The sequence below is a fragment of the Actinomadura latina NBRC 106108 genome (assembly GCF_001552195.1).
In the GTDB taxonomy this organism is placed as follows: Bacteria; Actinomycetota; Actinomycetes; order Streptosporangiales; family Streptosporangiaceae; genus Spirillospora; species Spirillospora latina.
In genome coordinates this window covers 196,821-218,200 of sequence record NZ_BCQS01000018.1, presented here as the reverse complement: position 1 = coordinate 218,200, position 21,380 = coordinate 196,821, and the positions used below count along the sequence as shown (strand labels likewise).

The window sequence follows — 21,380 nt, the reverse complement described above, 5'->3', positions numbered from 1 at the left end:
TCACCGGGCGCCCGGCTGGCCGCCCGTACCGCGGTTCACCATGCGCGCGTGCAGAATCAGCTCCATTTCCAGGCAGCGGCGGGGGTCGCGCAACTCATCCCCGAAAAGGTCCTGCAAATGGCGCAGCCGGTACCGGACGGTCTGCGGGTGGACACGCAGCCGGCGGCTCGCGTCGGCGGCGTTGAAATTGTGCTCCAGCAATGCCAGCAGCGTTTCGGCGAGCCTTTCCCGGCGGGCCGGCGGGACGGCCTTGAGCGGCGCCAGCCGGGTCGCCGCCGCGTCGTCGATCAGCTCCCCGGCCCGCGAGATCACCAGCACCGGGACGTGCTCGGCGCTGCGGATCAGCCCACCGTCCGGGATCACGCCGCGGGTGGCGAGCGCGAGCGTCTCGCGCGCCCAGCGCCATGAGTCGGCGGCCCGCGCGAGGGGCACCGCCGGGCCGACCGCCACCACCCAGTCGCGCAGCAGCGCCGCGGGCAGCCGGCCGCGGCCCGCCCCGCCCGGGTCGGGGACGACCAGGCACGGTTCCGGCGCGGCGAAGTCGGCCAGCAGGTCGCCCGGCACCTCGTGCGGGACCGCCCCCTCGCGGCGCCGCCGGGCGACCGCCACCGCGACCGTGGCGGGCAGCGGCCAGCGCGCCTCCGCCGCGACCCCCGCGACGTGCTCGGGGCCGGCGGGCGGCTCGGCGAGCAGCAGGTGCAGCAGCCTGGCGCGGCGCCGGTGCACGACCGGCGCCAGCCGCCGCTCCGCGCGGTCGGCGATCTCGGCGGCGTACCCGGCGGCGATCACCTCGGCGACGGCGTCCATGTAGGCGAACTGCGCGTCCATGACGAGGCCGAGCGCGGCGTGGTCGAGGTCGAGGTCACCGAGCGTCCGCCACGCGACGCACGCCGACCGGCGCAGCGCCTGGTGCGTCTCCACGGGGTCGCGTCCGTCCCGCGCCAGATGCCGCCCGACCCGCAGGTAGAACGCCGACACCCGCTCCCAGCCCGCGCCCGGGTCCTCGACGAGGTCGCAGAAGTGCCGGATCCCGGCGGCCACCCCGGCCCGCGCCCGCCCGGCCTCGTCCTCGCCGATCCGCGGACCGCCGCGGCGCAGCTCGTTCAGCAGCTCGTCCGCCGCCCGGTCCACGTGCGGCCGCAGCCGCCGCCCCACCCACGCCGGCACTTCCTCGAACGTGCGGACGTCCAATGCCGTGGCCATCGCTCGCCATTCCCCCCTGCCTGGACGCCCGCCGGGATGCGGGCGTTTCCCCAGGATTGCGGATGGCCTCCGATTTCGATTGTCGCTGATATAACCTGTTGACCCGTGTTTCATGGAGTCAGTTAACAAAAGCGCAGGCAGTGCCCGTGTCCACCATTTTTATTTATGGACCGCGCCAACTGGATCGACGCGAATACGGGTCAGCGGGCGGTGAAGGTGTCGAGGGCCTCGATCTTCCAGCGGCCGGCGCGGCGGACGGCGGTGACGGTGAGCATGGCGGGCGCGTGGGTGCTGCCGCCGTCGCTCGTCCGGGTCGTCTGCTGGTCGGCGAAGACGAGGACGGTGGCGCGGTCGCCGGTCAGCCTGGTGACGGCGCTGTCGGTGACGCGGGTGCTGAGGACGGTCTTCGCCTTCGGCGCGTCCTCGCGGACCTTCGCGAAGATCTCCTCGTACTGCGGCACGGCATCGCCGGTCAGCGCGGCTCGCGCGGCTTTCTGTGTGCGCGCGGGGTCGGTGTAGTTGAACGAGAAGACCGTGCCCACCATGTCGGCGACGGCGCCCTTGACCTCGCTGGTGACCGCGCCGTCGGTGAGGGCCGCGTTCCGGACGGACGGGTCGTCCCGCACGGCGTCCGCCCTGTGCAGCCCCCAGACACCGAACGTGGCGAGCAGCACGGCGACGATGCCGAGCGCGACGGGTGACGTCGCTTCGGCGCGGACCCTGGTGGCCTTCACATCGCCTCCGCCGGTGCCTGCCCCAGCTCGCTGAGCTTCCAGCCCGCGGGGGTTCTGGTGACCTTGCCGACGAGGCGGCTCTGCTTGGTGACGGGATCGCCGTCCGGCGGCGTGACGGTGATCTCGACGGCGACGAGGATGCGCGCCCTGCCGGACCGTTCGTCCAGCTCGGAGACGGCGGCGTCCAGGATGCGGGCGCTGGTGACGGTCCGGGCCTTCTTCACCTGCTCCTCGAACGCGCTGCGTCCCTGGGTGATCTGCCGGTAGAGGTCGCTGGTGGTGGAGTCCTGCCACGTTTTCAGGCCGGGCCCGAGGTCGCGGTAGTCGAGCGTGTTGAGGTTCTGGACGGCCTGCTCCCCCGCCTGCAGCACCTCGTCGCGCGTCCGGGAGTAGGCGTAGGCGTCGTCGTGCGCCGCCGCGTACCAGGACCATCCGGCCCAGGCGGCGAAGAGCGCGGCGAGGGTGAGAAGGGCGGTCGCCGTCCGCCGCAAAGTGTCGTCGGTCATGGGCGCCCCCTCAGACAGAGGTCAGATCGGTGATCGACCAGTGGCCGTGGTCGCGGCGCGCGGTGACCACGAGCTGCGCGGCGGCGGGCGTCCCGCCGGGCTTGCCCGCGCGCGTCGCGACCTGGTCGAGGAACACGAGCAGGCGAGCGGTGTCGCCGGTCAGCGAGACGACCCCCGCCCGGACGACCCGCGTGGTCAGCGTGACCCGCTGGGCCGGCGCCTGCCGCTTCACCTGCCCGAACAGCCGCCGGTACTGCTGGAGGGCGGTGCCGGAGAGCTCCCGGTCGGCGGCCTGCTCGGTCGCGGCGACGTCGCCAGGGCCGTAGGTGAAGACCTTGCCGAGCGCCGTCGACACGTCCCCGATCACCTCGGTGGTGGCGACCTCGTCCAGCACCGCCTCGTCACGCGGGTTCCCGTCGTCGCGCAGCAGCCCGGCCGCGGGCCGGAGGGCCGCGGCCGCCAGCGCGATGGCGAGCGCGACCACCAGCAGCCGTTTCATCGCGCACCGGCCGGTATCGCGGTGAGCGATTCGAGCTTCCAGCCGGACGGCGTGCGCGCGGTTCCGGCCTCGAACCGCTTGCGCTGAAGCGTCGGCGTCCCGCCCCGCAAGGTGAGCTTCACCTGCACGGACGCGATGACCTTCGCCTTCCCCGCCCGGACGTCGAGCGAGGTGACGGCGGCCCCGGTCACGGTGGCGGCGGCGCTCGTCCTCGACTGCCCGATCTTCACCCGGTTCTGCGCCCGGTCCCGTTCGAGCTGCTCGCGGAGAGCCCCGGTGGACGCGTCCGACCAGGCCCGGAGCCCGGCGTCCACCTGCGCCGGGTCCATGGTGTTGAGCGCCGCGATCTGCTGCCCGGCGCTCCGCAGAACGGCGTCGCGAGTACGGTCGGGCCCGCTCCGCGCGCCGGACTCGTCCTGCCGGACCGCCCAGCTCGACCAGCCGAGGAACACCACGGCGGCGGCGACCAGGGCCCAGCCGATCAGCCGCCGCCCCGGCGGCCTGCGGCGCGGCCTGCGGCGCGGCCCCGGCTCAGTGACCGCGGGCATCAGGGGGCTCCTTCGAGGCCGAGGAGGGCGCTCATGCCGCGCGGACCTCCGGCCACGCCCGGCAGGGCCAGCGCACCCGGCAGGGCGGAGGTTCCCGTGGTGAGCACCGAGCCGGCGCGGGCGGGGGCCGGTACCGGGCGGTGCGGGGCGTTGCCCGCGCCGCGGACGTTGACGCCCGTGGACGGGGGCGTCGCGCAGTGGGCCGCCGTGTTGAGGGCGGGCGCGGGCGACGTGTCCAGGCCGCCGCGGTACGTGGTGGCGCCGTAGCCGGCGGTGCAGTTCGGCGGGTTGAAGAACGTCGTGACCATGCCGAAGTTGAGCCTGCCGTCCTGCACGACGGACGTTCCGGACGCGACGGCGTCCGGCAGCTTGGCGAGCAGCTGCTCCAGGCCGTCCGAGCGCGGCTCCAGCAGATCGGACGTGGTGAGCAGGTTCGCCACCAGGACGCTGAGGGAGGGGTCCAGGTCGCGCACCAGGGTGCGGAACTCGCCGGCTGCGCCGGGCGCGGTCGAGACGAGCTTCCGGAACGCCGGGTCCGACGTGCGGAGCTGCTCGGAGAGCAGCCGCGCGTTGTGCCCGAACGCCTTCAGGGACGCGGCCTCCTCGTTCTGTGTGCGCAGGACGGTCTCGCCGTCGCCGATGAGGGACGTGGTCGGCGCCGCGTTCTCGTTGGCGGCACGGGTCAGCGAACGCGTGTTGTCGAGGAGGACCTGCAGGTTGGGGCCCTGCCCCGCGAACGCCTGGCCCAGTTCGCCGACGACCGTCCGGAGCGCGTCGGTCGGGACGGACTCGGAGAGGTCGTTCAGGCTGGTGAGCAGGTCGGTGACCGGCGCCGGCGTGGCGGTGGAGGCGCGCGGGATGACCGCCCCCGACGCCAGGAACGGGCCGGACGCCGTCAAGGGCCGCAGGTCGAGGTACTGCTCGCCGATCGCCGACCGGTTCGCCACGACGGCCTGCGTCCGCGCCGGGATGCCCGGGGCCGACTTCTTGATCTTCAGCTCGGCGAGCACGCCGTCGCCGGTCAGGTGCAGCGCGCCGACCCGTCCGACCGAGGTGCCCCGGTAGGTGACGTCGGCGTTCTCCGCGAGCCCGCCCGCCTCGGCGAGGTCGGCCTTGACCACGTAGTAGTCGCGGTATCCGACATATCCGCCGAGGTCGGCGTAGTTGAGCCCGACGTAGCCGATCGCGAGGGCGCCGACGACGAGGAAGACGATGTTCTTGATCCTGGTGCCGACGGTCAGCATCAGTCCCCCTCCAGTGGCGTGATCGGCGGGACGACCTCGGTCCCCGGACGCGCCGTGACCCGCAGGTACACGTTCAGGTAGTCGCCCTTGACCGCGGGCAGGACGGCGTCGGTGAACGGGTAGGTCAGCAGCACCTGCAGCGCGTCCGGCAGGTCGCGGCCGGCGTCGGAGAGTTTCCGGAGCGTCGGTTCGAGGGCCTGCAGGTCGGCGATCAGGTCGTCCTTGCTCTGCCGGACGGTCGTCACCGCGACCCGCGACAGGTCGTCCAGCGACTTCAGCATCCGGACCAGCGCGCCCCGCTGCTCCGCGAGGACGGCGAGGCCGGGTTCGATGTCGTCGAGCGCGACGCCGATCTGCGCTTTGCGTCCGCGTAGCGTGGCCGACAGCCGGTTGAGGCCGTCGATCGCGTCCGTGATGCCCTTCTTGTTGGCGTCCAGGTCGCCGACGAGCTCGCGGGTCTGCTCCAGCAGCGACCGGACCTGCGGCTCGTTGCCGCCGAGCGCCCGGTTCAGCTCGCCGGTGATCGTCCGCAGCTGCGCGATGCCGCCGCCGTTCAGCAGCATCGACAGCGCCCCGAACACCTCCTCGACCTCGGGGTTCCGGTTCGTCCGCGACACCGGGATCACCGCGCCGTCCGCGAGATTCCCGGTACTCGCGGACGGCGCGGCCCCGCCCGGAGGGGCGCCGCCCGGCGCGGCGGCACCCCCCGGGACGTTCGTCGGACCCGCGCTGAGCTGGACGTACTTCTCACCCAGCAGGCTCGACTGGCGAAGCTCGGCGTACGCGTTCGCCGGCAGCCTCACGTCCCCGTCGACCTTCATCACGACCTCGGCCGTCCACCCGCCGCGCGGCAGCGCGACCTTCACGACCCGCCCGACCGCGACGTCATTGACCTTCACCGCGGACTGCGGCACGAGGTTCAGCACATTCGCGAACCGCGCCGTGACCGTGTACGGGTGATCGCCGAGGTCCGCGCCGCCGGGCAGCGGCAACTCCTGCACTCCGGAGAACCCGCATCCCCCGAGCACCCCCGCCACGACCACCACCCCGAAGACCCGCCGCGCCGCGGAGGTGGGGCGTGACGTGGCAGTGCGCGTCCTGGTCATGCGCCGCGTTGGGGGGCGGGTCATGGTGTCGCCTCTCGGGGGCCCGCGACTGGGAGGGGCGGGGTCAGTTCGCTGAGGTTCTGGCGGCCCATGAGGGTGCGGGTTCGCGGGTCGTAGGCGTTCAGGATGTTGGTGGCGTTGAGGGGCTGGACGTCCAGGGCCTCCGCCAGTGAGCGTCGCTGCTTCACGAGGAGTTGCGTGATCTCGGCGAGTTTCTCGACGTTGCCGGAGAGCTGCTTCCGGTTGTCGTGGATGAAGACTTTGACGCGGGCGAGCGCCACGGTGAGGGCCTTCAGGGCGGCGTCCAGTTCGTGGCGGTCGGCGGCGAGGAAGCCGGTCACGTCGGCCAGCTGCCGTTCGGCCTGCCTGACCTGCCCGTCGTTCGTCTTCAGCATGGCGGTGAAGGTCTGCAGGCCGCGGATCGTCGCGAACAGGTCCCGCTGGGAGCCGGACAGCGTCTTCGCGGCCTGCGACATGCGCTCGGTGGTGGTGCGGATGTCGCGGCCGTTGCCGGTCAGGTTCTCCGCACCCGTCTCCAGGACTCGCGACAGCGCGCCGTCCTTGTTGAGGCCCTTCGGGCCGAGGTCGGTGGCGAGTTTCCGGATGCTGTCGTAGACCTTGTCGAGTTCCATCGGCGTCGCCGTCCGGTCGGCCGGGATGACGGCGCCGCTCGGCATCTTCGGGCCGGACGTGTAGGCGGGCGTCAGCTGGACGTACCGGTCGGCGACCAGGCTCGGCGCGACCGCCACCGCCTTGGCGCCGGCCGGGACGTCCACCCCGCGGTCGACGGTCATGACCGCCCTGACCTGGGTTCCCTCGGCCCGGACGGAGCCGACCGTGCCGACCTTCACGCCGAGGACGCGGACGTCCGAGCCCTTGTAGATGCCGACCGCGTCCCGGAAGTAGACGGTGACGCGGGTGCCGGCCGGGCCCTGGAGGGCCACGAACGCGCCGACGGCGGCGATGACGGCGACTCCGGCGGCGAGCAGCGGTGTGCCCAGTTTGCGCAGCATCACTTACCGCCTCCCTTGGGCGGCTCGCAGTCCTTCTCCGGGGCCTTCGCCCGGTACTCGTCCGGGACGAGGCCGCACAGGTATCCGTCCATCCAGCGGCCGTTGCCCAGCGTGTTGCCGAGCAGCCGCGTGTACGGACCGGCCGTCTTCAGCGCCTTGTCGAGGTTGTCCTGGTTCTTCTGCAGCAGGTCGGTGACGCGGCCGAGCGCGCGGAGCGTCGGGTCGAGCTGCCTCTGGTTGTCGTCGACGAGCCCGACGATCTGCCGGGACAGCTCCTGCGTGCCGGTCAGCAGCGCGTGGATCGCTTCGCGGCGGCGGCGGATCTCGCCCAGCAGCTGGTTCCCGTCGCGCAGCAGCGCCTCGACGTTCGTGCTCTGCTCCGCCATCGTGCCGGTGACCTGGCGGGTGTTCGCGAGCAGCCGGGCCAGTTCCGCGTCCCGCGAGGAGATGGTCTTCGACAGCGCCGAGACGCCGTCGAGGGCCTTGCGGACGCTCGGGGCCGTCCCGGCGAACGTCGTGGAGATCGCGTCCAGGCTCGCGGCGAGCTGCGCCGAGTCGATCTGGCCGACCGTCCCGGCGAGGTCCTCGAACGCCTCCGTCACGTCGTAGGGCGAGGTCGTCCGGGCCAGCGGGATGCGCCGGCCGGGGTCCTGCCGCTGCGCGCCGAGCGGGTCGACGGCGAGGAACTTGTCGCCGAGCAGCGTCTTGATCGCGATGGTGACCGTGCTGGCGTCCCCGACCCAGGTGTCGCGGACGCGGAAGTCCACGGTCACCTTCGCGCCGTTCAGCCGGACGCCGGTGACCTCGCCGACCTTCACCCCGGCGACCCGCACCTCGTTGCCGGACCGCAGCCCGGCCGCCTCGCTGAAGTCGGCGGTGTAGCGGGTGCCGCCGCCGATGACGGGCAGGTCCTTGGCGTTGAACGACAGCAGCGCGGCGGTGACGATCAGCGTCAGCGACACGACCGCGACGGCGATCGGATTCCGCTCCCGGACGGCTTTGAGCCGTGGACGTCCGCCGGTGGGGGGCCGACCCCGCACACCCCCCGGTTCACTTCGCTCGGTTCTGCTCATGCGCCGCACCTCCGGTCCGTGAGGGGGATGCCGGTCGGCGCCGGGTGCTGTTCGCCCGGGTACTGCTTGTAGGTGACGCCGCTCAGGTCGGCCTCGCACAGGTAGAGGTTCATCCAGGAGCCGTAGGAGGCGATCCGGCCGATCGCCGCCATCTTCACGGGCAGCAGCCGCAGGAACGAGTCGACCTTCGGGGAGTCGTCCGACAGGTTCTCCGACAGGCGTCCGAGCTGGGCGATGTCGTGCTTGAGCGGTTCGCGGCCGTCCTTCAGCAGGCCGGTGGTGGTGCTCGCGAGGTCGTCGAGCGCGCTGATCGCCGTGCCGATCGCGGTGCGGTCGGCCGCCAGGCCGGACACGAGCCGCCGCAGCGTCCCGATCAGCGAGCCGAGGTTGTCGCCGCGCCCGTTGACGGTGTCCAGGACGGCGTTCAGGTTGGCGACGACCTGCCCGATGACGGCGTCCTTGTCGGCGATGCCGCTGGTCAGCGAACCGATCGAGGACAGCAGCCCCTCGACCGTCCCGCCCTCGCCCTGCAGCACCTGGATGATCGAGCCGGCGAGCTGGTTGACGTCCTTCGGCGACAGCGCCTGGAAGAGCGGCTGGAAACCGTTGAACAGCTGGGTCAGGTTCAGCGCCGGCGTCGTCCGCTCGACGGGGATGGTGGCGCCGGACCGCAGCGCCCCGGTGCCGCCGGCGCCGCGCTCCAACTCGACGTACCGCTGCCCGATCAGGTTCAGGTACTTGATCGTCGCGGTGGACGAGGCGGGCAGGCGGTGACCGCGGTCGACGCCGAACGAGACGAGCGCGACCCGGTGGTCCACGACCTTGATCGCGGCGACCCGCCCGACCTCGACGCCCGCGATCCGGACGCTGTCGCCCTCGCGCAGGCCGGACGCGTCGGTGAACCGCGCCTTGTAGGGGACGGTGTCGCCGCCGCCCGCCCGGGTGATGCTGAGCGCCAGCATCGCGGTCGCGACCACGGTCACCGTGACGAACGCGGCCGACTTGACCAGCGGTCCCGTCAGGCCCTTCATTGCAGCCTCACCTCCGCGCCCCGGTAGATCGGGCCGAGCAGGACGCTGCTCCAGTCGGGCAGCGCCTCCGGAACCTCCTGGAGGCCGGGCGCGAGCAGCTCGTTGACCAGGCGGTTCTCCTCGGGGGAGTTGGGCGGGCCGAGCGCGCCGGGAGCGACGGCGACGGGCGAGTCCGCGTTCAGGGGCGCCGACTTCACGGCGCCGCCGACCGGGTAGCAGTGCGGGCCGCTCCTGTCGGTGTAGCGCGGACGGTCCCTGCCCGGGACGTAGCGTCCCTTGGACGGCAGCGTCTTCACGTTCACGTGCAGTCCGGGCTGCTCGGTGCCCTTGCCGAGCACCTTGTCCATCACCGGCACGAAGTCGGTCAGCATGCGCAGCGTGCACGGGTATTCAGGCGAGTACTCGCGGAGCAGCTCCAGGGTCGGACGGCTCGTCGCCGACAGCCGGATGAGGTTGCCCGAGTTCTCGTGGAGGAAGTCCGAGAGGTCCTGGGACGCGTCCGTGACCGCCGCGTACAGCCTCGCCAGGTTCGCCTTCTGATCGACGATCGACCGGCTCGTGTAGGCGAAGTCGTTCAGCGCCTGGAGGATCTCGGGCGCCGCCTCGTCGTAGTGGCGGCTGACCTCGACCAGCTCTTTGATGTCGCGGTTGAGCGCGGGCAGGCTCGGGTTGATCTTCTTGAGGTAGGCGTCGAGGTCGACCAGCGTCTGCCCGAGCTCGGCTCCGCGTCCGTCCAGGGCCTGGGACACGGCGGTGAGCGTGGCCGCCAGCTCCGCCGGCTGGACGGCGGTGAGCAGCGGGTACAGGTTGTCCATCACGCGCTGCAGCTCGATCGCGTTCGCCGACCGGTCCTGGCTGATCAGGCTGCCGGAGGCGAGCCGCGCGCGCGTCGGCGCGGCGGGCGGGATCAGCGCGACGAACCGCTGCCCGAACAGCGTCGTCGGCAGCAGCTGCGCCGACACGTTGCTCGGGAGGAGCCGCACCTTGTCCGGCTGGATGGCGAGCTTCAGCGTCGCGACGCCGCCGTCCGACGAGATCTCGCGGACCTCGCCGACGACCACGCCGCGCAGCTTCACGTCCGCGTGCGGATGCATCTCGCTGCCCGCGCTCGCCGTCTCCAGCGTCACCCAGCTCACCCTGGTGAACTTCTTGTCGTAGACGGCGACCGACAGCCAGATCAGCAGCAGCGGGACGAGCAGGAAGGCCACGCCCGCGAGCCGTCTCGGCACCGTCCCCGCGGCGCTCATCCGGCCACCTTGACCGTCGTGTTCGTCCCCCACACCGCGAGGCTGAAGAAGAAGTCGCTGACGCTGATCAGCACGATCGACGTGCGGACCGCGCGGCCGACGGCGCGGCCCACCCCCGCCGGGCCGCCGGCCGCGCGGTAGCCGTAGTAGCAGTGCGAAAGGATCACCAGGACGCTGAACACCAGCACCTTGAGGAACGACAGGACGACGTCCATGGGCGACAGGAACAGCCCGAAATAGTGGTCGTACGTGCCGGCCGACTGCCCGTTGACCACGACCGTGACCTCGCGGGACGCCAGGTAGGCGCACAGCAGCCCGATCGCGTACAGCGGGACGATCGCGACCGCGCCCGCGATGATCCGCGTCGTCACCAGGTACGGCAGGGACGGGATGCCCATGACCTCCAGGGCGTCGACCTCGTCGCTGATGCGCATCGCGCCGAGCTGCGCGGTGAACCCGGCGCCGACCGTCGCCGACAGCGCGAGGCCCGACACGACCGGGGCGATCTCGCGCGTGTTGATGTAGGCGGACGCGAACCCGGTGAACGCGGACGTCCCGATCTGCTGCAGCGCCGAGTAGCCCTGCATGCCGACCACGACGCCGGTCGCGAGCGTCATCGCGACCATGACGCCGATCGTCCCGCCGATCACGCCGAGGCCGCCGCTGCCGAACGCCACCTCGGCGAGCAGCCGCTGCACCTCCTTGCGGTAGCGGCGGAGCGCGCGCGGCGTCCACAGGAGCGCCCGGACGTAGAAGGTGCCCTGGTCGCCGGGCTGGTCCAGCCACGCGAACCAGCGGTGGGGCCCCGCTCTCAGCACGGCCACGGCTCAGCCTCCCTTCGGCGGGACGACCTGGAGGTAGATCCCGGTGATCACGAGGTTGAGCAGGAACAGGAGCAGGAACGTGATGACGACCGCCTGGTTCACCACGTCGCCGACGCCCTTCGGCCCGCCCTTGGGGTTCAGGCCCCGGTAGGCGGCGACCACGCCGGCGACGAACCCGAACAGCAGCGCCTTCGCCTCGCCGACGTAGATGTCGGGGAGCTGCGCGAGGGCGGAGAAGCTCGCGACGTACGCGCCCGGCGTCCCGCCCTGCATCAGGACGTTGAAGAAGTAGCCGCCCGCGACGCCGACGACCGACACGAGGCCGTTGAGCAGGAACGAGACCGCCGTGCACGCGAGGACGCGCGGCACGACCAGCCGCTGGACCGGGGAGACGCCGAGGACCTCCATCGCGTCCAGCTCCTCGCGGATCGTCCGGGCGCCGATGTCCGCGCAGATCGTGGCGCCCGCCACCCCGGCCACCAGCAGCGCCACGATCATCGGGCTGGCCTGCTGGATCACCACCAGGACGCTGGCGGCGCCGGTGAACGACTGCGCGCCGAACTGCTGGGTGAGCGAGCCGACCTGCAGCGACGTCACGGCGCCGAACGGGATCGACACGAGCGCGGTCGGCAGGATCGTGACGCTCGCGATGAACCAGAACTGCTCGACGAACTCGCGGAACTGGAACGGCCGGCGGACCGACATGCCGAGCACGGTCGCGGCGAGCGCGAACATCCGGCCGGCCTCGCGCAGCGCGCTCACCGGATATCCGAGCACGGGTGCCATGATCCGACCTCCTTTCCCGTTCGAGCCTTCCGGTGAAACTACTGGCCGGTAAATTCCGGCCACAAGTAGCCGCCCGTCACAAAAGCCCGGGGCCGGCGTTTTCTATTGGCGGATGACAGGTTTTCCGCCCGCCGCCGCAATTGTTGTGCGCCGGCGAGATGCCGGGCCGGGCGGACAAGGGGCCTCGCCACCGGATATCGTCGAGGCCCCCTCCCGCTGGAAGGACCCCCCAGTGAACCGACGTCATCTGGCGGCACTGCTGCTCGTCCCGGCGCTGGCGCTGACCGCCGCCTGCGGTGGCGGGGACGACGGCGCCGACCCCAAGCCGACCGCGTCCGCGCAGCCCACCGCGGGGGACCGGTCGTCCGCCCCGGGCGGGTCGGACGCCGGCGACTCGTCCCAGGGCGGCGCGAAGCAGGCGCCCGGCGGGGTGCCGTCGTCCGCTCCGGCCAAGGTCGTCAACGCGTTCGTCGCCTGCATGCGCGAGCACGGCGTGAAGGTGCCCGAGAACACCAGCACCTGGCAGCCCGACGCGCAGGACGGCCGCACCCAGAAAGCCCTCATAGCCTGCATGAAGGCGGCCGGGGCGCCGGCGTCCTGACGGGTCATCGCCGGCAGGCGGGCGCCTTGGCGAAGGCCGCGTTCAGCTTCGGGTCCTTGCGGAAGTCCTGCTCGGGCCCCTGGTAGCCGCTGTAGCGGCCGAAGGCCGTCCCGACCTGGCCGACCGCCCGCCGCAGCGACTTCTTGTCGGTCACCTTCGCCTGCTCCAGCTGCCTGGACGCGGTGGTGACCGTCGAATGCGTGCTGGTCAGGTTCCGCATGGCGCCCGCGAGGAGCGCCTCGCCGTTGTCGACGGGCGGCGCGCCGAGCCCGGACAGGCCCGTCTCCAGCGTCCGCATCCGCGTGGAGATGCCCTCGAGCAGCTTCACCAGCGACGCCTTGGACTTCAGCACGTCCGCGCTCTGGATCTTCGGCACCTGCAGCGGGGCGCCCTGCGCCATGACGCCGCAGGCCTTGCCCGCCCACGCGACCTCGGGCGCCTCCTTCTGCTCCGATCCGCAGCCGGCCGCGGAAAGGACGACCACGGAGGCCAGCGCCACCGGGGCGATGAATCGCCGAACCATTTTCTCTCCTTCAGCAGTTGGACGTGGCGGCCTTTCCGGCGAAGCGATCCGCGAGGAACGACATCGCGTCGCTGTTGCCGCGATAGACGAGCGTGATATGGCTGATTCCGTCCCATGTCTTCCAGGTGACGGGGACGCCGAGCCGGCAGTAGTTGTCGCGCAGTTCCTTCGCCTGCCCGAACGCGACGATCTCGTCCGCCTTCGAGTGGTACTGGAAGACGGGGACCGGCACGCGCTCGGTGCCGAGCTGGTTCTCCGCCACCCTGTTGAGCCACGCCTCGTTCGCGAACGGGCTGGTGGTGAAGTAGTCCGGGATCGTCTTGCCCTGGTAGCCGAGCAGCAGCTCCAGCGTGCACCCGTTCCCTTCGAGCTCGCTGACCATGGCCCGTCCCGCATCGTTGAGGTAGGAGGCCAGGTCGAGCTCGGGGTACGCGTGGTCCAGGCCGACGATCTCGTAGAGCAGGAAGCCGAACGGCTTCGTCCCCTCCAGCGGCAGCCCCACGGCCGCGAGGTCGGACGGCACGCCGCCGCCGACGATCCCGGTGAGCTTCAGCTCCGGCGCGTAGGCGGGCTGCTTCTGCCCCGCCCACATCGCCGCGGCGCCGCCCTGGGAGTAGCCGCGGAACGCGACCTTCGCGTCCGCCGAGAGCCCGGCCTCCGGCAGCTTCTGCGCCGCGCGCACCGCGTCGATGACCGAGTACCCCATCGAGCCGACGACGTAGGTGGTCGCCGGGTCCTCGTGGTAGCCCTCGTAGTCGGTGACGGCGACCGCGTAGCCCTTCGCGAGCATCTCGTTGAGCGCGGCCTGCTCGTAGAAGGCGCCCTGGTCGATGAACCGCGACGGCGCGCACCGGAACGCCGGCCCGCTGGTGCCGGGCCCGAACCCGACGATCGGGGCGGTCGCCGGGTCGGCCTTCTTCGGCACCAGCACCATCCCGGTGACCGCCACGGGCTCGCCCGTCGCGTCCGTCGACCGGTACATGACCTGCCACGCGTTCGCGAGGGAGCGCGCGGCGGGCGGCCCCGCCTTGGCCGGCCGCGCCCGGATGACGTCCCCCGGCGCCCCGTCCGGCAGCGGCGAGGGCGGCGTGTAGAACGCGTCCCCGGCCGGCCCCGGCTCCGCCAGGGGCTCCTTCGCGGTGGCCGGACTCTGCAGAGTGGCCACGCCTGCCAGCAGGACGGCGGCGATGGCGACGAACACCCCGCGCCGACGATCACGACTCGACATCGTCCGGCTCCTAGTTCCTGGGGGTGAGAGTGACGGTGATGGGGTTGTCCGGGCCGGTGATGGCGGAGCCGAGGAGGCCGGTCAGGGCGCCGCAGCCGGTCAGCGGCGACAGCTCGTAGGCGCCCGTGAGGTCACCGCCCTGCCGCGGGTCGAAGCCGGCGGCGGAGGTCAGCGTGATGTCGGACGGGGCCGACGTCCGACAGGTGTCGCCGCCGCCGATCGGGATGGCGCCGAAGACGTTGAACGCTGGGAAGCTCGTGGTCACCTTGGACGTGGTGGTGAGGACGCCGTCCTTGTAGGTGCCGGTCCCCGGCTCCGCGGTGAACGCCACGTCGGCCGTCGCGGGCAGGAAGCCGAAGAGCTTCAGCTGGGTCTTGGCCGGGTCGAGCGTGAGGTCGGCGGTGGCGGCGTCTTCCTTGATCTCGGTGTCCAGGCCGCCGGTCAGCGGGACCGTTCCGCCGGACGCCTTGAGGGTCGACGAGCCCTTGAGCATGTATCCGTAGCGGGCGGGTTCGTTCTTGTCGACGACGTCGAAGCTCGCGAGGACGTTGTTCTGCCCCGGATCCTGCGTGCATTCGGACTCGAAGGTGCCGAGGCCGGATTCGCCGCCGTCGTCCGTCCTCGGGGTCAGGGTCAGGACGAGGTCCCCGATGGTGATCTTGCCGGGGCCGGCCTGGGAGAAGGTCAGGTCCGGCGCCGTGCCCCTGCCCTGCACGGTGAAGCCGCCGGAGGCGGGGATCGGGGTCTTCTCCAGGGCGGAGTCGACCGCGACCGGCAGGCCGTCCGGCATCTCGGGGACGGTCAGGGTCGCGTCCGCGAGCGCGTGCCCTTCGAGGGCCGTCGCGTACAGGGCGGTGAGGCCGCGCGCGGACTCGGCGTTCACGGCCGAGACCGAGTCGACGACGATGCCCGGCATCACCTCGCCGACCGCGACGCTGTCGGGGACGTCGGTGGTGAGGTCCACGTGCACCGGTTGGGGGCCCAGCAGGGGAAACGTGCAGTGGTAGTCCAGGCCGAGGGCCGCCGGGCCCGCGGCGGCCGGGCGGGCGGCCAGCAGGCTCGTCGCGGCCAGCGCGGCGGTCAGCGCGGCGGCGATGCTGTGTCTCGTTCTCACCTGTCGTCCTCGCTACGGGACGGCCCCCGCCGCACTCGGTGCGGCGGGGGCCGCCTTCCTTGATCGCTTACGCCTTGGGCGTGAGGGTCAGGTTGATGGTGTTGCCGTCACCGGCGGTGAACAGGCTGAGGATGCTGGTCAGCGCTCCGCAGTTCTCGATGGCGGACAGCGAGTACGTGCCGCTGATCTCGCCGCCGGCGCCCGGGTCGAAGAACTCGCCCGCGGGCGACTGCAGCTGCACGTCGGACGGCGTCTTCGTCTGGCACTGGTCACCGCCGCCCAGCGGGATCGCGCCGAACGCCTTGAACGACGACAGCTTGGTGATGACCTTGGTGTTGGTCGTCAACTGCCCGTCCTTGTAGAGGCCGGTCGTCGCGCCCTGCGAGTTCAGGCCGATGTCGGCGGTCACCGGCAGGAAGCCGAGGATCTGGAAGTTGCCCTTGGTCGGGTCGAGCTTCAGGTCCGCGGCGACTTCGCCCGTGTCCAGGTTGAGGTCGGCGCCGACGGAACCCGTCAGCGGCGCCTTGCCGTTCGCAGCCTTCACGAACGTCTGGCCGGCGATGGAGAAGTCGTAGTGCTCACCACCGCTGGGAGGGGTGGGGGTGGGGGTCGGGTGGGGGCGTGGGGTCGGGTGGGGGCGTGGCGTGGGGGTGGGCGTGGGGGTGGGAGTCGGGGTGGGAGTCGGGGTGGGCGTCCCGTCGGTGATCTGGAAGGTCGCGAACGGGTCGGTCTGGCCCGGGTCCTTCGTGCACTGGACGTCCTTGCCGCCCGCCCAGACCTCGGTGCCGTCGGCCTTCTTCGGGTCGATGCGCTGCAGCATGTTCTCGACGAAGATCGAGCCGGGGCCGGTCTCGCTGAAGACGAGCTGCGGGGCGTCGCCCTCGGCCACCAGGTCCCAGGTCGCGCCCGCCTCCTGCGGGATGGCGACCGACGGGATGACCACGTCCACCGCCACCGGCAGCTCCGGCGACTCGGGCACCGACAGCATCGCGTCGGCCGTGGCCGTGCCCTCCAGGCTGGTGGCCTTCACCGCGCGGAGCCCGTTGGTGATCGTGCCCGTGATGTGCGCGGTCGCCTTGATGTGGAACGCGGGCGTCATCTCGCCGACCGCGATCTCCTTGGGGATGTCGGACTCGACGTCCACCGTGAGCGGCTGGTTGCCGATCAGCGGGAAGACGCAGTGGTAGTTGATCGACTGGTGGACCGGCTCCGCCATCGCGGGGCCGGCGGCGAGCACACCGAGCATGGAGAGCCCGAGGCCGCCGACGGCCGCCGCGGCGAGGCCCTTGGCCCCGGTCCTCCTGCGCTTGCTGGGCTTGGCTTCCAATTTCCTGCCTTTCGTCTGGACGAGACCGAGTGCATTACCTTGCGTTTCAGAGCGGTAAGCTACCGGCTGCAATGCACACTGTCTTCGCGGTCCGCTGACAAAATCGAAGGCGTTCGCACTCACCGGTTCGCGGCTTTTCTAAAATTGCCGGTCATGCGCATGATCCGACATATTCAGATGGAAATAGGGCAGGCCGTGCTCATGGTTTGACACAATTGCGGAAGCGTTGTCGCCCCGTGCTAGTTTTTCGGGTGCGGGGGCCGGTCAGAGGTGCTTGTAGGTGGTGTAGTCGGACGCGAAGTCGTTGTAGCGCAGGAAGTTCGTGAAGCTCATCGTGACCGTGGCGTCCAGGCCCTCGACGTAGTGCCACCAGCCGATCGGGATGAACAGCAGCTCGCCCGGCGCGAGCGCGCACTCCAGTACCTGCGCCTTGCGCATGGCCGGGAACCGCTCGTAGTCGACGGCGCTCGCGTCGACCTCCGAATAGCAGTGCACCGTGTTGTAGATGAACGCGGTGTCGTGCAGCGGCACCATCTTGACCTTCTTGCGGCCCATGACCTGCGCCATGAAGTTGTTGGTGAGGTCGTGGTGGTACGGCGTCTTCGTGCCGGCCGGGCCGAGCCAGAAGAAACTGCGTCCCCTGGCGTCGCCGTCGAGGTATTCGGCGATCGGGTCGATGTCGTCCCAGAGGACGTCCAGCGCCTGCTGGTTCCGGGACGTGTTGTTGGCCGTCATGTAGAAGTCGTTCGTCGTCCCGGCGTTCTCCACCATGTCGACGTAGTCGCGGAAGCTCATCAGCTTCTTGTGCTGCGGCCCGTTGATCTCGTAGTTCTCGTCGGACTCGCGGCCGAACTGCACCTCGACCTCATTGTCGCCGCAGGTCGCGCGGAAGTAGTCGAAGTCCCACCTGGTGCAGGCGGCCCACGACTTGAGCATCCCGGTGATGATGACCGGACGGTTCTGGAAGTAGTACTCCTCGAAGAACTCGTCCCGGGAGAGCCGTTCCCGGCGTTCGATCCCGCCGGCGGCCGCGCGCATCCGGGCGAGCCGGCCGTAGACGGTCAGCGTCCATTCGCGCTTGCGGAGCCGGTTGGCGATGCGGGACGCGCCCTGCACGTACGGGCTGGCCAGCGCGCCGGACACCTCCCGCGCGGCCTCCTCCTCGGTGAATCCGTTCTTGACGAGCGCCGGGCGGATCGCCTCCGGCGGATTGCCGAGCAGCAGGTTCTCGGCGATCCAGCGGCGCCATTGGTCCTTGGGAAGTGTCGTCGGCACGGCGGTCCTCTCCTTCGGGGACGGGCACGGTTCAGCTCTGTGGGACGGCGGAGCGGGAGGGTTCGGGAAGGGCCGGCGGGCAGCTGATGTCGGCGTCCGGAATGCAGGTGGAGCCGAGGCTGACGCGCAGCAGGTTGCCGGGGCCGGCGACGGTTCCGCTGAACAGCGGGTCGAGGTTCTCGCCGACGCCGCATCCCGAGAACGGCGGGATGGTGAACGCGCCGTCGAGGATCCCGCCCTGCAGGATGTTGGGCATCTGGCCCTTGAGCGTGATGTCCACGTCGCGGGCGGTCCGGCAGCGGGGGCCGACGTCCAGCGGGGTCCCGTTGACCTGGACGTCGTAGATGCGGATCGACATCCTCATGTGCGCGCTGACGGACTGGATTCCCGTCTGCATGTCGCTGACCGCCTCGAACGTCCCGTAGTCCTCGCCGGGTTTCAGGGGGCGCTGCGTCAGCTCCATCGTGGCGGTCGTGGGCATGAACCCGAACGTAAGGAACGTCGATCTCGACCGCAGCGGCGCGACGAACTTCTGCCGGACGGCCGCGCCCGTGTCGGTGAGCGAGTAGACGAGGTTGGTGAGCGCCGGACGCCCGAACCGCGGGTCGTTCAGGACCGTCGCGCCCTTGAGCTTCTTCACGTTGGAGAACCCGGACAGGTAGGTGCAGCCGGGGTACCAGTCGTCCGTCGGTCCCGCGTACTTCCCGCATTCGGCCGGGGTCCCGCCGGGGGGCTCGGCGGCCTTCGGCCCGGCCTTGGGCGCGGCCGGCGCCGCGGGGGCCGGGGTCGCTCCCGCCGACACGGGGACCGTGGCGATCACCTGGTCTCCCGGTGCCTCACAGGTGATCGCGAGGGGAGGCTTCGCGTCCTTCGGCTCCCCGCCGTTGGCGTCGCGCGGGGCGAGCGTCAGGGCCAAATCGCCGGCGGCGAACGACAGGTCGCCCGTCCCGGCGGGCGTCACCGGCGGGACGTCGCCGGACGCCGCCAGCACCAGATCGGCGTCCGCGGGGACCGGCGTCGCCGGGGTGGCCAGGCCCGGCCACCCCACCGCGGTCGCCTCGCCGTTCTGGGTCACGGACGTCCCGAGCCGGGCGGTGCCGACGACCGTCGCGCCGCCGAGCCCGGTCACCTCGGCGGACGCGGGAATCGTCACGGTCACGGTGACCCGTCCCGGCTGGACGGGCCTGCCGGTCGTCCCCGCCGCCGGGAACGTCCCCTGGACGCGGACGTCCACCTTCTCCGACGTCCCGGACGGGAAGGCGCACGTGTAGTGGAGCGCGGTGTCGGCCTCCTGCGCCCGCGCCGCACCGCCGGGCAGCGACCCGGTCACGATCGCGCCGAGCCCGGCGGCCGTCGCCGCGCCGAGCGCCCAGCGGGCCCGGATCCTCATCGTCGATCCCCTCTCCTGGAGCTGCTGCGGTCGTGCGGGTTCACGTGGCGGTCACGTCCAGCCGGGAAGCCACAGGCGCGCCAGCCGGTCGGCGTCCGGGACGGCCGTGCCCGTGAGGATCGGATGGAGGTAGAGCAGGTTCGCCGCGACGGCCGCGAGATAGCCGGCTCCGGCGACGCCGGTCACGGCGCGGATCACGGGCCGGCCCCGGTGCGGCACGTGGATCGCCTCGAAGAGCAGGACGATCGCGAGGATCGCGAACGGCAGCATCGGCAGCGTGTAGGTGGAGTACATCGTCCGGTCGTCGAGCGCGGCCGGGAACCAGGGCAGCCAGCCCGCCAGGAAGCCGCCCGCCACCGTGACGGCGCGCCAGTCCCGCAGGTGGATCGAGCAGAACACCATGGCGAGCAGCGCGACGATGGAGAACCACCAGATCGCCGGCGTACCGAGGTGGGCGATCTCGCTGACGCATTTCACGGCGTCGCACCCGTCCTGCCCCTGCGGAACGGCCGTGCGCCACATGACCGCCGGGTGCCCGAGGTAGGGCCACTGCCACGGCCAGGACTGACCGGGGTTGGGGCCCGTGACGCCGCTGTGGAAGTCCAGCGTCATCGCGTGGTAGTGCCACAGCGACCGGAGGGGGTCCAGGAACCCGGGCCAGATCCCGCTCGGGTTCTGCTCGGCCCAGTTGCGCTGGAATCCGGGGACGACCTGGCCGAACAGGCTCTTCTGGAGGCCCGTCCCGGACGCGAACCAGCCCCACCAGCTGGCCACATAGACGAGGCCGGCGGCGAACCCCACCTGGAGCAATGAGGGCGGGAGGTCGAGTTTGAGCATGCGCCGCCAGGGCTTTGCGGCCCCGGCGTCCTTACGCGCGTTCCGATCCCAGACGAGGACCAGCATCCAGAAGAAGAGCATCGCGTAGACGCCGGACCATTTCGTCGCGCACCCGAGCCCGAAACAGACTCCGGCACCCACCCGCCACCCGCGCAGGGCGAACGCCCCGGGCGGCGCGGCACGGGTCCTGTCCCGGTCGAGGAGCAGGCAGCCGAACCCGCCGAGGACGAAGACGAGCAGGAAGATGTCCAGCATCGAGACGCGGCTGGACACGAGCCACGATCCGTCCAGCGCCAGCAGCAGTCCGGCCGCGCAGCCGAGGACGGTCGACCCGGTCATCCGCCGCGCGATCCGGGCGAGCAGCAGCACGGCCAGGACACCGGCCGCGGCGGCGGCGCTGCGGTAGCCGAACGGACCGGAGCCGAAGACCGCCATCCCCGCCGCGATGAGCCATTTGCCGAGCGGCGGATGCGCGGCCCACTCCGCGCCGCCCGCCAGCCCCGCCACCGGATGCCCGGCGAGGAAGTACGTGTTTGCCGGGTTGCCGTCCGTCCCGGTGCGCCAGTTGTGCTCGATGCCGTAGTGCAGGAACGACCAGGCGTCCTTGGCGTAGTACGTCTCGTCCCAGACGAGCGCGTGCGGGGAGCCGAGCCGGTGGAACACCAGCACGCCGGCGAATACCGAGACGAACAGGGGGCCGGCCCATCCCCAGGCGAACGCCGGCCACCTGGACGGCCGGTCCGTCCTGGGCGCGGCTTCTTCCACGGCTACCGAGGCGGTCAACGCACTCCCCTTCGCTGCGGCATGGGCGTGGATCCAGAACCGTAATCAGGGCAAACCACCGAATGAATCAAGTCGGCGACGAAGAAAACACGCCGCTCACTCAGCCAGGTGAAGGGCGAATGGAGATATGTCAACCGATGACAATTTCCGCATGGCCGGCGGTCCGATTGTGCGCAGGAACGTCGCACGGCGGTGCGGCCGGCCACCGCTCGAACCGCTCGAACCCGCGAAGAAGCAGGCCCCCGGGGAACGAGAGACCGCTTGTGAAAACTATTCATGTGTGTCGTGGAACGGCCGGCACGAAAAGGGTGAGGCACGGCATGTCGGGCGCGATATTCGACAGGAGACCGACGATCTTCAGCAGTGGCATCGAAATCCGGGCGTTCCTTGTAATCAGGTGAGCAGCGGGCGCGGAGTTTTGTTCTCCGGCGCTACAGATCAGTGGTGCCGGGCGTGCGTACGGTCAGGGCGTCCCGCAGAACCGGAGG

General features: G+C 71.4%; 21 protein-coding genes. 1 reads left to right on the top strand and 20 read right to left on the bottom strand.

Features of this window, described 5'->3' with window-relative positions:
- From AL2_RS23705 to AL2_RS23645, 13 genes are all read right to left on the bottom strand, one after another.
- Positions 1-1,203: a PucR-like N-terminal domain-containing protein gene (locus AL2_RS23705; protein ID WP_067637019.1), complete on the bottom strand. Its 1,203-nt coding sequence runs from the start codon at positions 1,201-1,203 to the stop codon at positions 1-3.
- Positions 1,204-1,403: 200 nt separating this feature from the next.
- Entirely contained in the window at positions 1,404-1,937 is a 534-nt protein-coding gene (locus tag AL2_RS23700; RefSeq protein WP_067637018.1) for a nuclear transport factor 2 family protein, read from the bottom strand.
- On the bottom strand, positions 1,934-2,443 hold the full coding sequence (locus tag AL2_RS23695; RefSeq protein WP_067637016.1) for an Rv1363c family protein: 510 nt from the start codon (positions 2,441-2,443) through the stop codon (positions 1,934-1,936). The genes AL2_RS23700 and AL2_RS23695 overlap by 4 nt, the downstream gene beginning before the upstream one ends.
- Before the next feature lie 10 nt (positions 2,444-2,453).
- Complete coding sequence (locus AL2_RS23690) at positions 2,454-2,942, bottom strand: hypothetical protein (RefSeq protein ID WP_067637014.1); 489 nt, start codon at positions 2,940-2,942, stop codon at positions 2,454-2,456.
- Entirely contained in the window at positions 2,939-3,490 is a 552-nt protein-coding gene (locus AL2_RS23685; protein ID WP_067637012.1) for a hypothetical protein, read from the bottom strand. The genes AL2_RS23690 and AL2_RS23685 overlap by 4 nt, the downstream gene beginning before the upstream one ends.
- Entirely contained in the window at positions 3,490-4,734 is a 1,245-nt protein-coding gene (locus AL2_RS23680; protein ID WP_067637010.1) for an MCE family protein, read from the bottom strand. Before AL2_RS23680 ends, AL2_RS23685 begins: the two co-directional genes overlap by 1 nt.
- Entirely contained in the window at positions 4,734-5,864 is a 1,131-nt protein-coding gene (locus AL2_RS23675) for an MlaD family protein (RefSeq protein ID WP_083946828.1), read from the bottom strand. The genes AL2_RS23680 and AL2_RS23675 overlap by 1 nt, the downstream gene beginning before the upstream one ends.
- On the bottom strand, positions 5,861-6,853 hold the full coding sequence (locus AL2_RS23670) for an MCE family protein (RefSeq protein ID WP_067637006.1): 993 nt from the start codon (positions 6,851-6,853) through the stop codon (positions 5,861-5,863). Before AL2_RS23670 ends, AL2_RS23675 begins: the two co-directional genes overlap by 4 nt.
- On the bottom strand, positions 6,853-7,926 hold the full coding sequence (locus AL2_RS23665; RefSeq protein WP_083946827.1) for an MCE family protein: 1,074 nt from the start codon (positions 7,924-7,926) through the stop codon (positions 6,853-6,855). Before AL2_RS23665 ends, AL2_RS23670 begins: the two co-directional genes overlap by 1 nt.
- Positions 7,923-8,957, bottom strand: coding sequence for an MCE family protein (locus AL2_RS23660; protein ID WP_067637001.1), 1,035 nt, complete (start codon positions 8,955-8,957; stop codon positions 7,923-7,925). Before AL2_RS23660 ends, AL2_RS23665 begins: the two co-directional genes overlap by 4 nt.
- Positions 8,954-10,204, bottom strand: a complete 1,251-nt coding sequence (locus AL2_RS23655; RefSeq protein WP_067636999.1) for an MCE family protein — start codon at positions 10,202-10,204, stop codon at positions 8,954-8,956. Before AL2_RS23655 ends, AL2_RS23660 begins: the two co-directional genes overlap by 4 nt.
- Positions 10,201-11,028 carry an MlaE family ABC transporter permease gene (locus AL2_RS23650; RefSeq protein WP_218003698.1) on the bottom strand — a complete coding sequence of 276 codons (828 nt, stop codon included), beginning with the start codon at positions 11,026-11,028 and terminating at the stop codon, positions 10,201-10,203. Before AL2_RS23650 ends, AL2_RS23655 begins: the two co-directional genes overlap by 4 nt.
- 3 nt (positions 11,029-11,031) lie before the next feature.
- The gene (locus tag AL2_RS23645) at positions 11,032-11,814 is read right to left on the bottom strand and encodes an MlaE family ABC transporter permease (RefSeq protein ID WP_067636997.1); all 783 of its coding nucleotides are present in this window, start codon (positions 11,812-11,814) and stop codon (positions 11,032-11,034) included.
- A gap of 232 nt (positions 11,815-12,046) precedes the next feature.
- Here AL2_RS23645 and AL2_RS23640 point away from each other — a divergent pair, with 232 nt between their 5' ends.
- Positions 12,047-12,415: a hypothetical protein gene (locus AL2_RS23640; protein WP_067636995.1), complete on the top strand. Its 369-nt coding sequence runs from the start codon at positions 12,047-12,049 to the stop codon at positions 12,413-12,415.
- Between the two features lie 4 nt (positions 12,416-12,419).
- On the opposite strand, the gene AL2_RS23635 is transcribed toward AL2_RS23640, so the two are convergent.
- The 7 genes from AL2_RS23635 to AL2_RS23605 form a co-directional block, all read right to left on the bottom strand.
- Positions 12,420-12,938 carry a hypothetical protein gene (locus AL2_RS23635; protein ID WP_067636993.1) on the bottom strand — a complete coding sequence of 173 codons (519 nt, stop codon included), beginning with the start codon at positions 12,936-12,938 and terminating at the stop codon, positions 12,420-12,422.
- A gap of 10 nt (positions 12,939-12,948) precedes the next feature.
- Positions 12,949-14,166, bottom strand: a complete 1,218-nt coding sequence (locus AL2_RS23630; protein WP_067636991.1) for a lipase family protein — start codon at positions 14,164-14,166, stop codon at positions 12,949-12,951.
- Between the two features lie 10 nt (positions 14,167-14,176).
- Complete coding sequence (locus tag AL2_RS23625; protein WP_067636989.1) at positions 14,177-15,280, bottom strand: DUF6801 domain-containing protein; 1,104 nt, start codon at positions 15,278-15,280, stop codon at positions 14,177-14,179.
- A 67-nt stretch (positions 15,281-15,347) separates the two neighbouring features.
- Positions 15,348-16,607, bottom strand: a complete 1,260-nt coding sequence (locus tag AL2_RS38370; protein WP_067636987.1) for a DUF6801 domain-containing protein — start codon at positions 16,605-16,607, stop codon at positions 15,348-15,350.
- A 264-nt stretch (positions 16,608-16,871) separates the two neighbouring features.
- A complete protein-coding gene (locus AL2_RS23615; RefSeq protein WP_067636985.1) occupies positions 16,872-17,882 on the bottom strand; it encodes a cupin-like domain-containing protein in 1,011 nt (336 codons plus the stop codon).
- 31 nt (positions 17,883-17,913) lie between these two features.
- Positions 17,914-19,272, bottom strand: coding sequence for a DUF6801 domain-containing protein (locus AL2_RS23610; protein WP_067636983.1), 1,359 nt, complete (start codon positions 19,270-19,272; stop codon positions 17,914-17,916).
- Between the two features lie 51 nt (positions 19,273-19,323).
- The gene (locus AL2_RS23605; protein WP_083946825.1) at positions 19,324-20,892 is read right to left on the bottom strand and encodes a dolichyl-phosphate-mannose--protein mannosyltransferase; all 1,569 of its coding nucleotides are present in this window, start codon (positions 20,890-20,892) and stop codon (positions 19,324-19,326) included.
- Between the last annotated feature and the right edge of the window lie 488 nt (positions 20,893-21,380).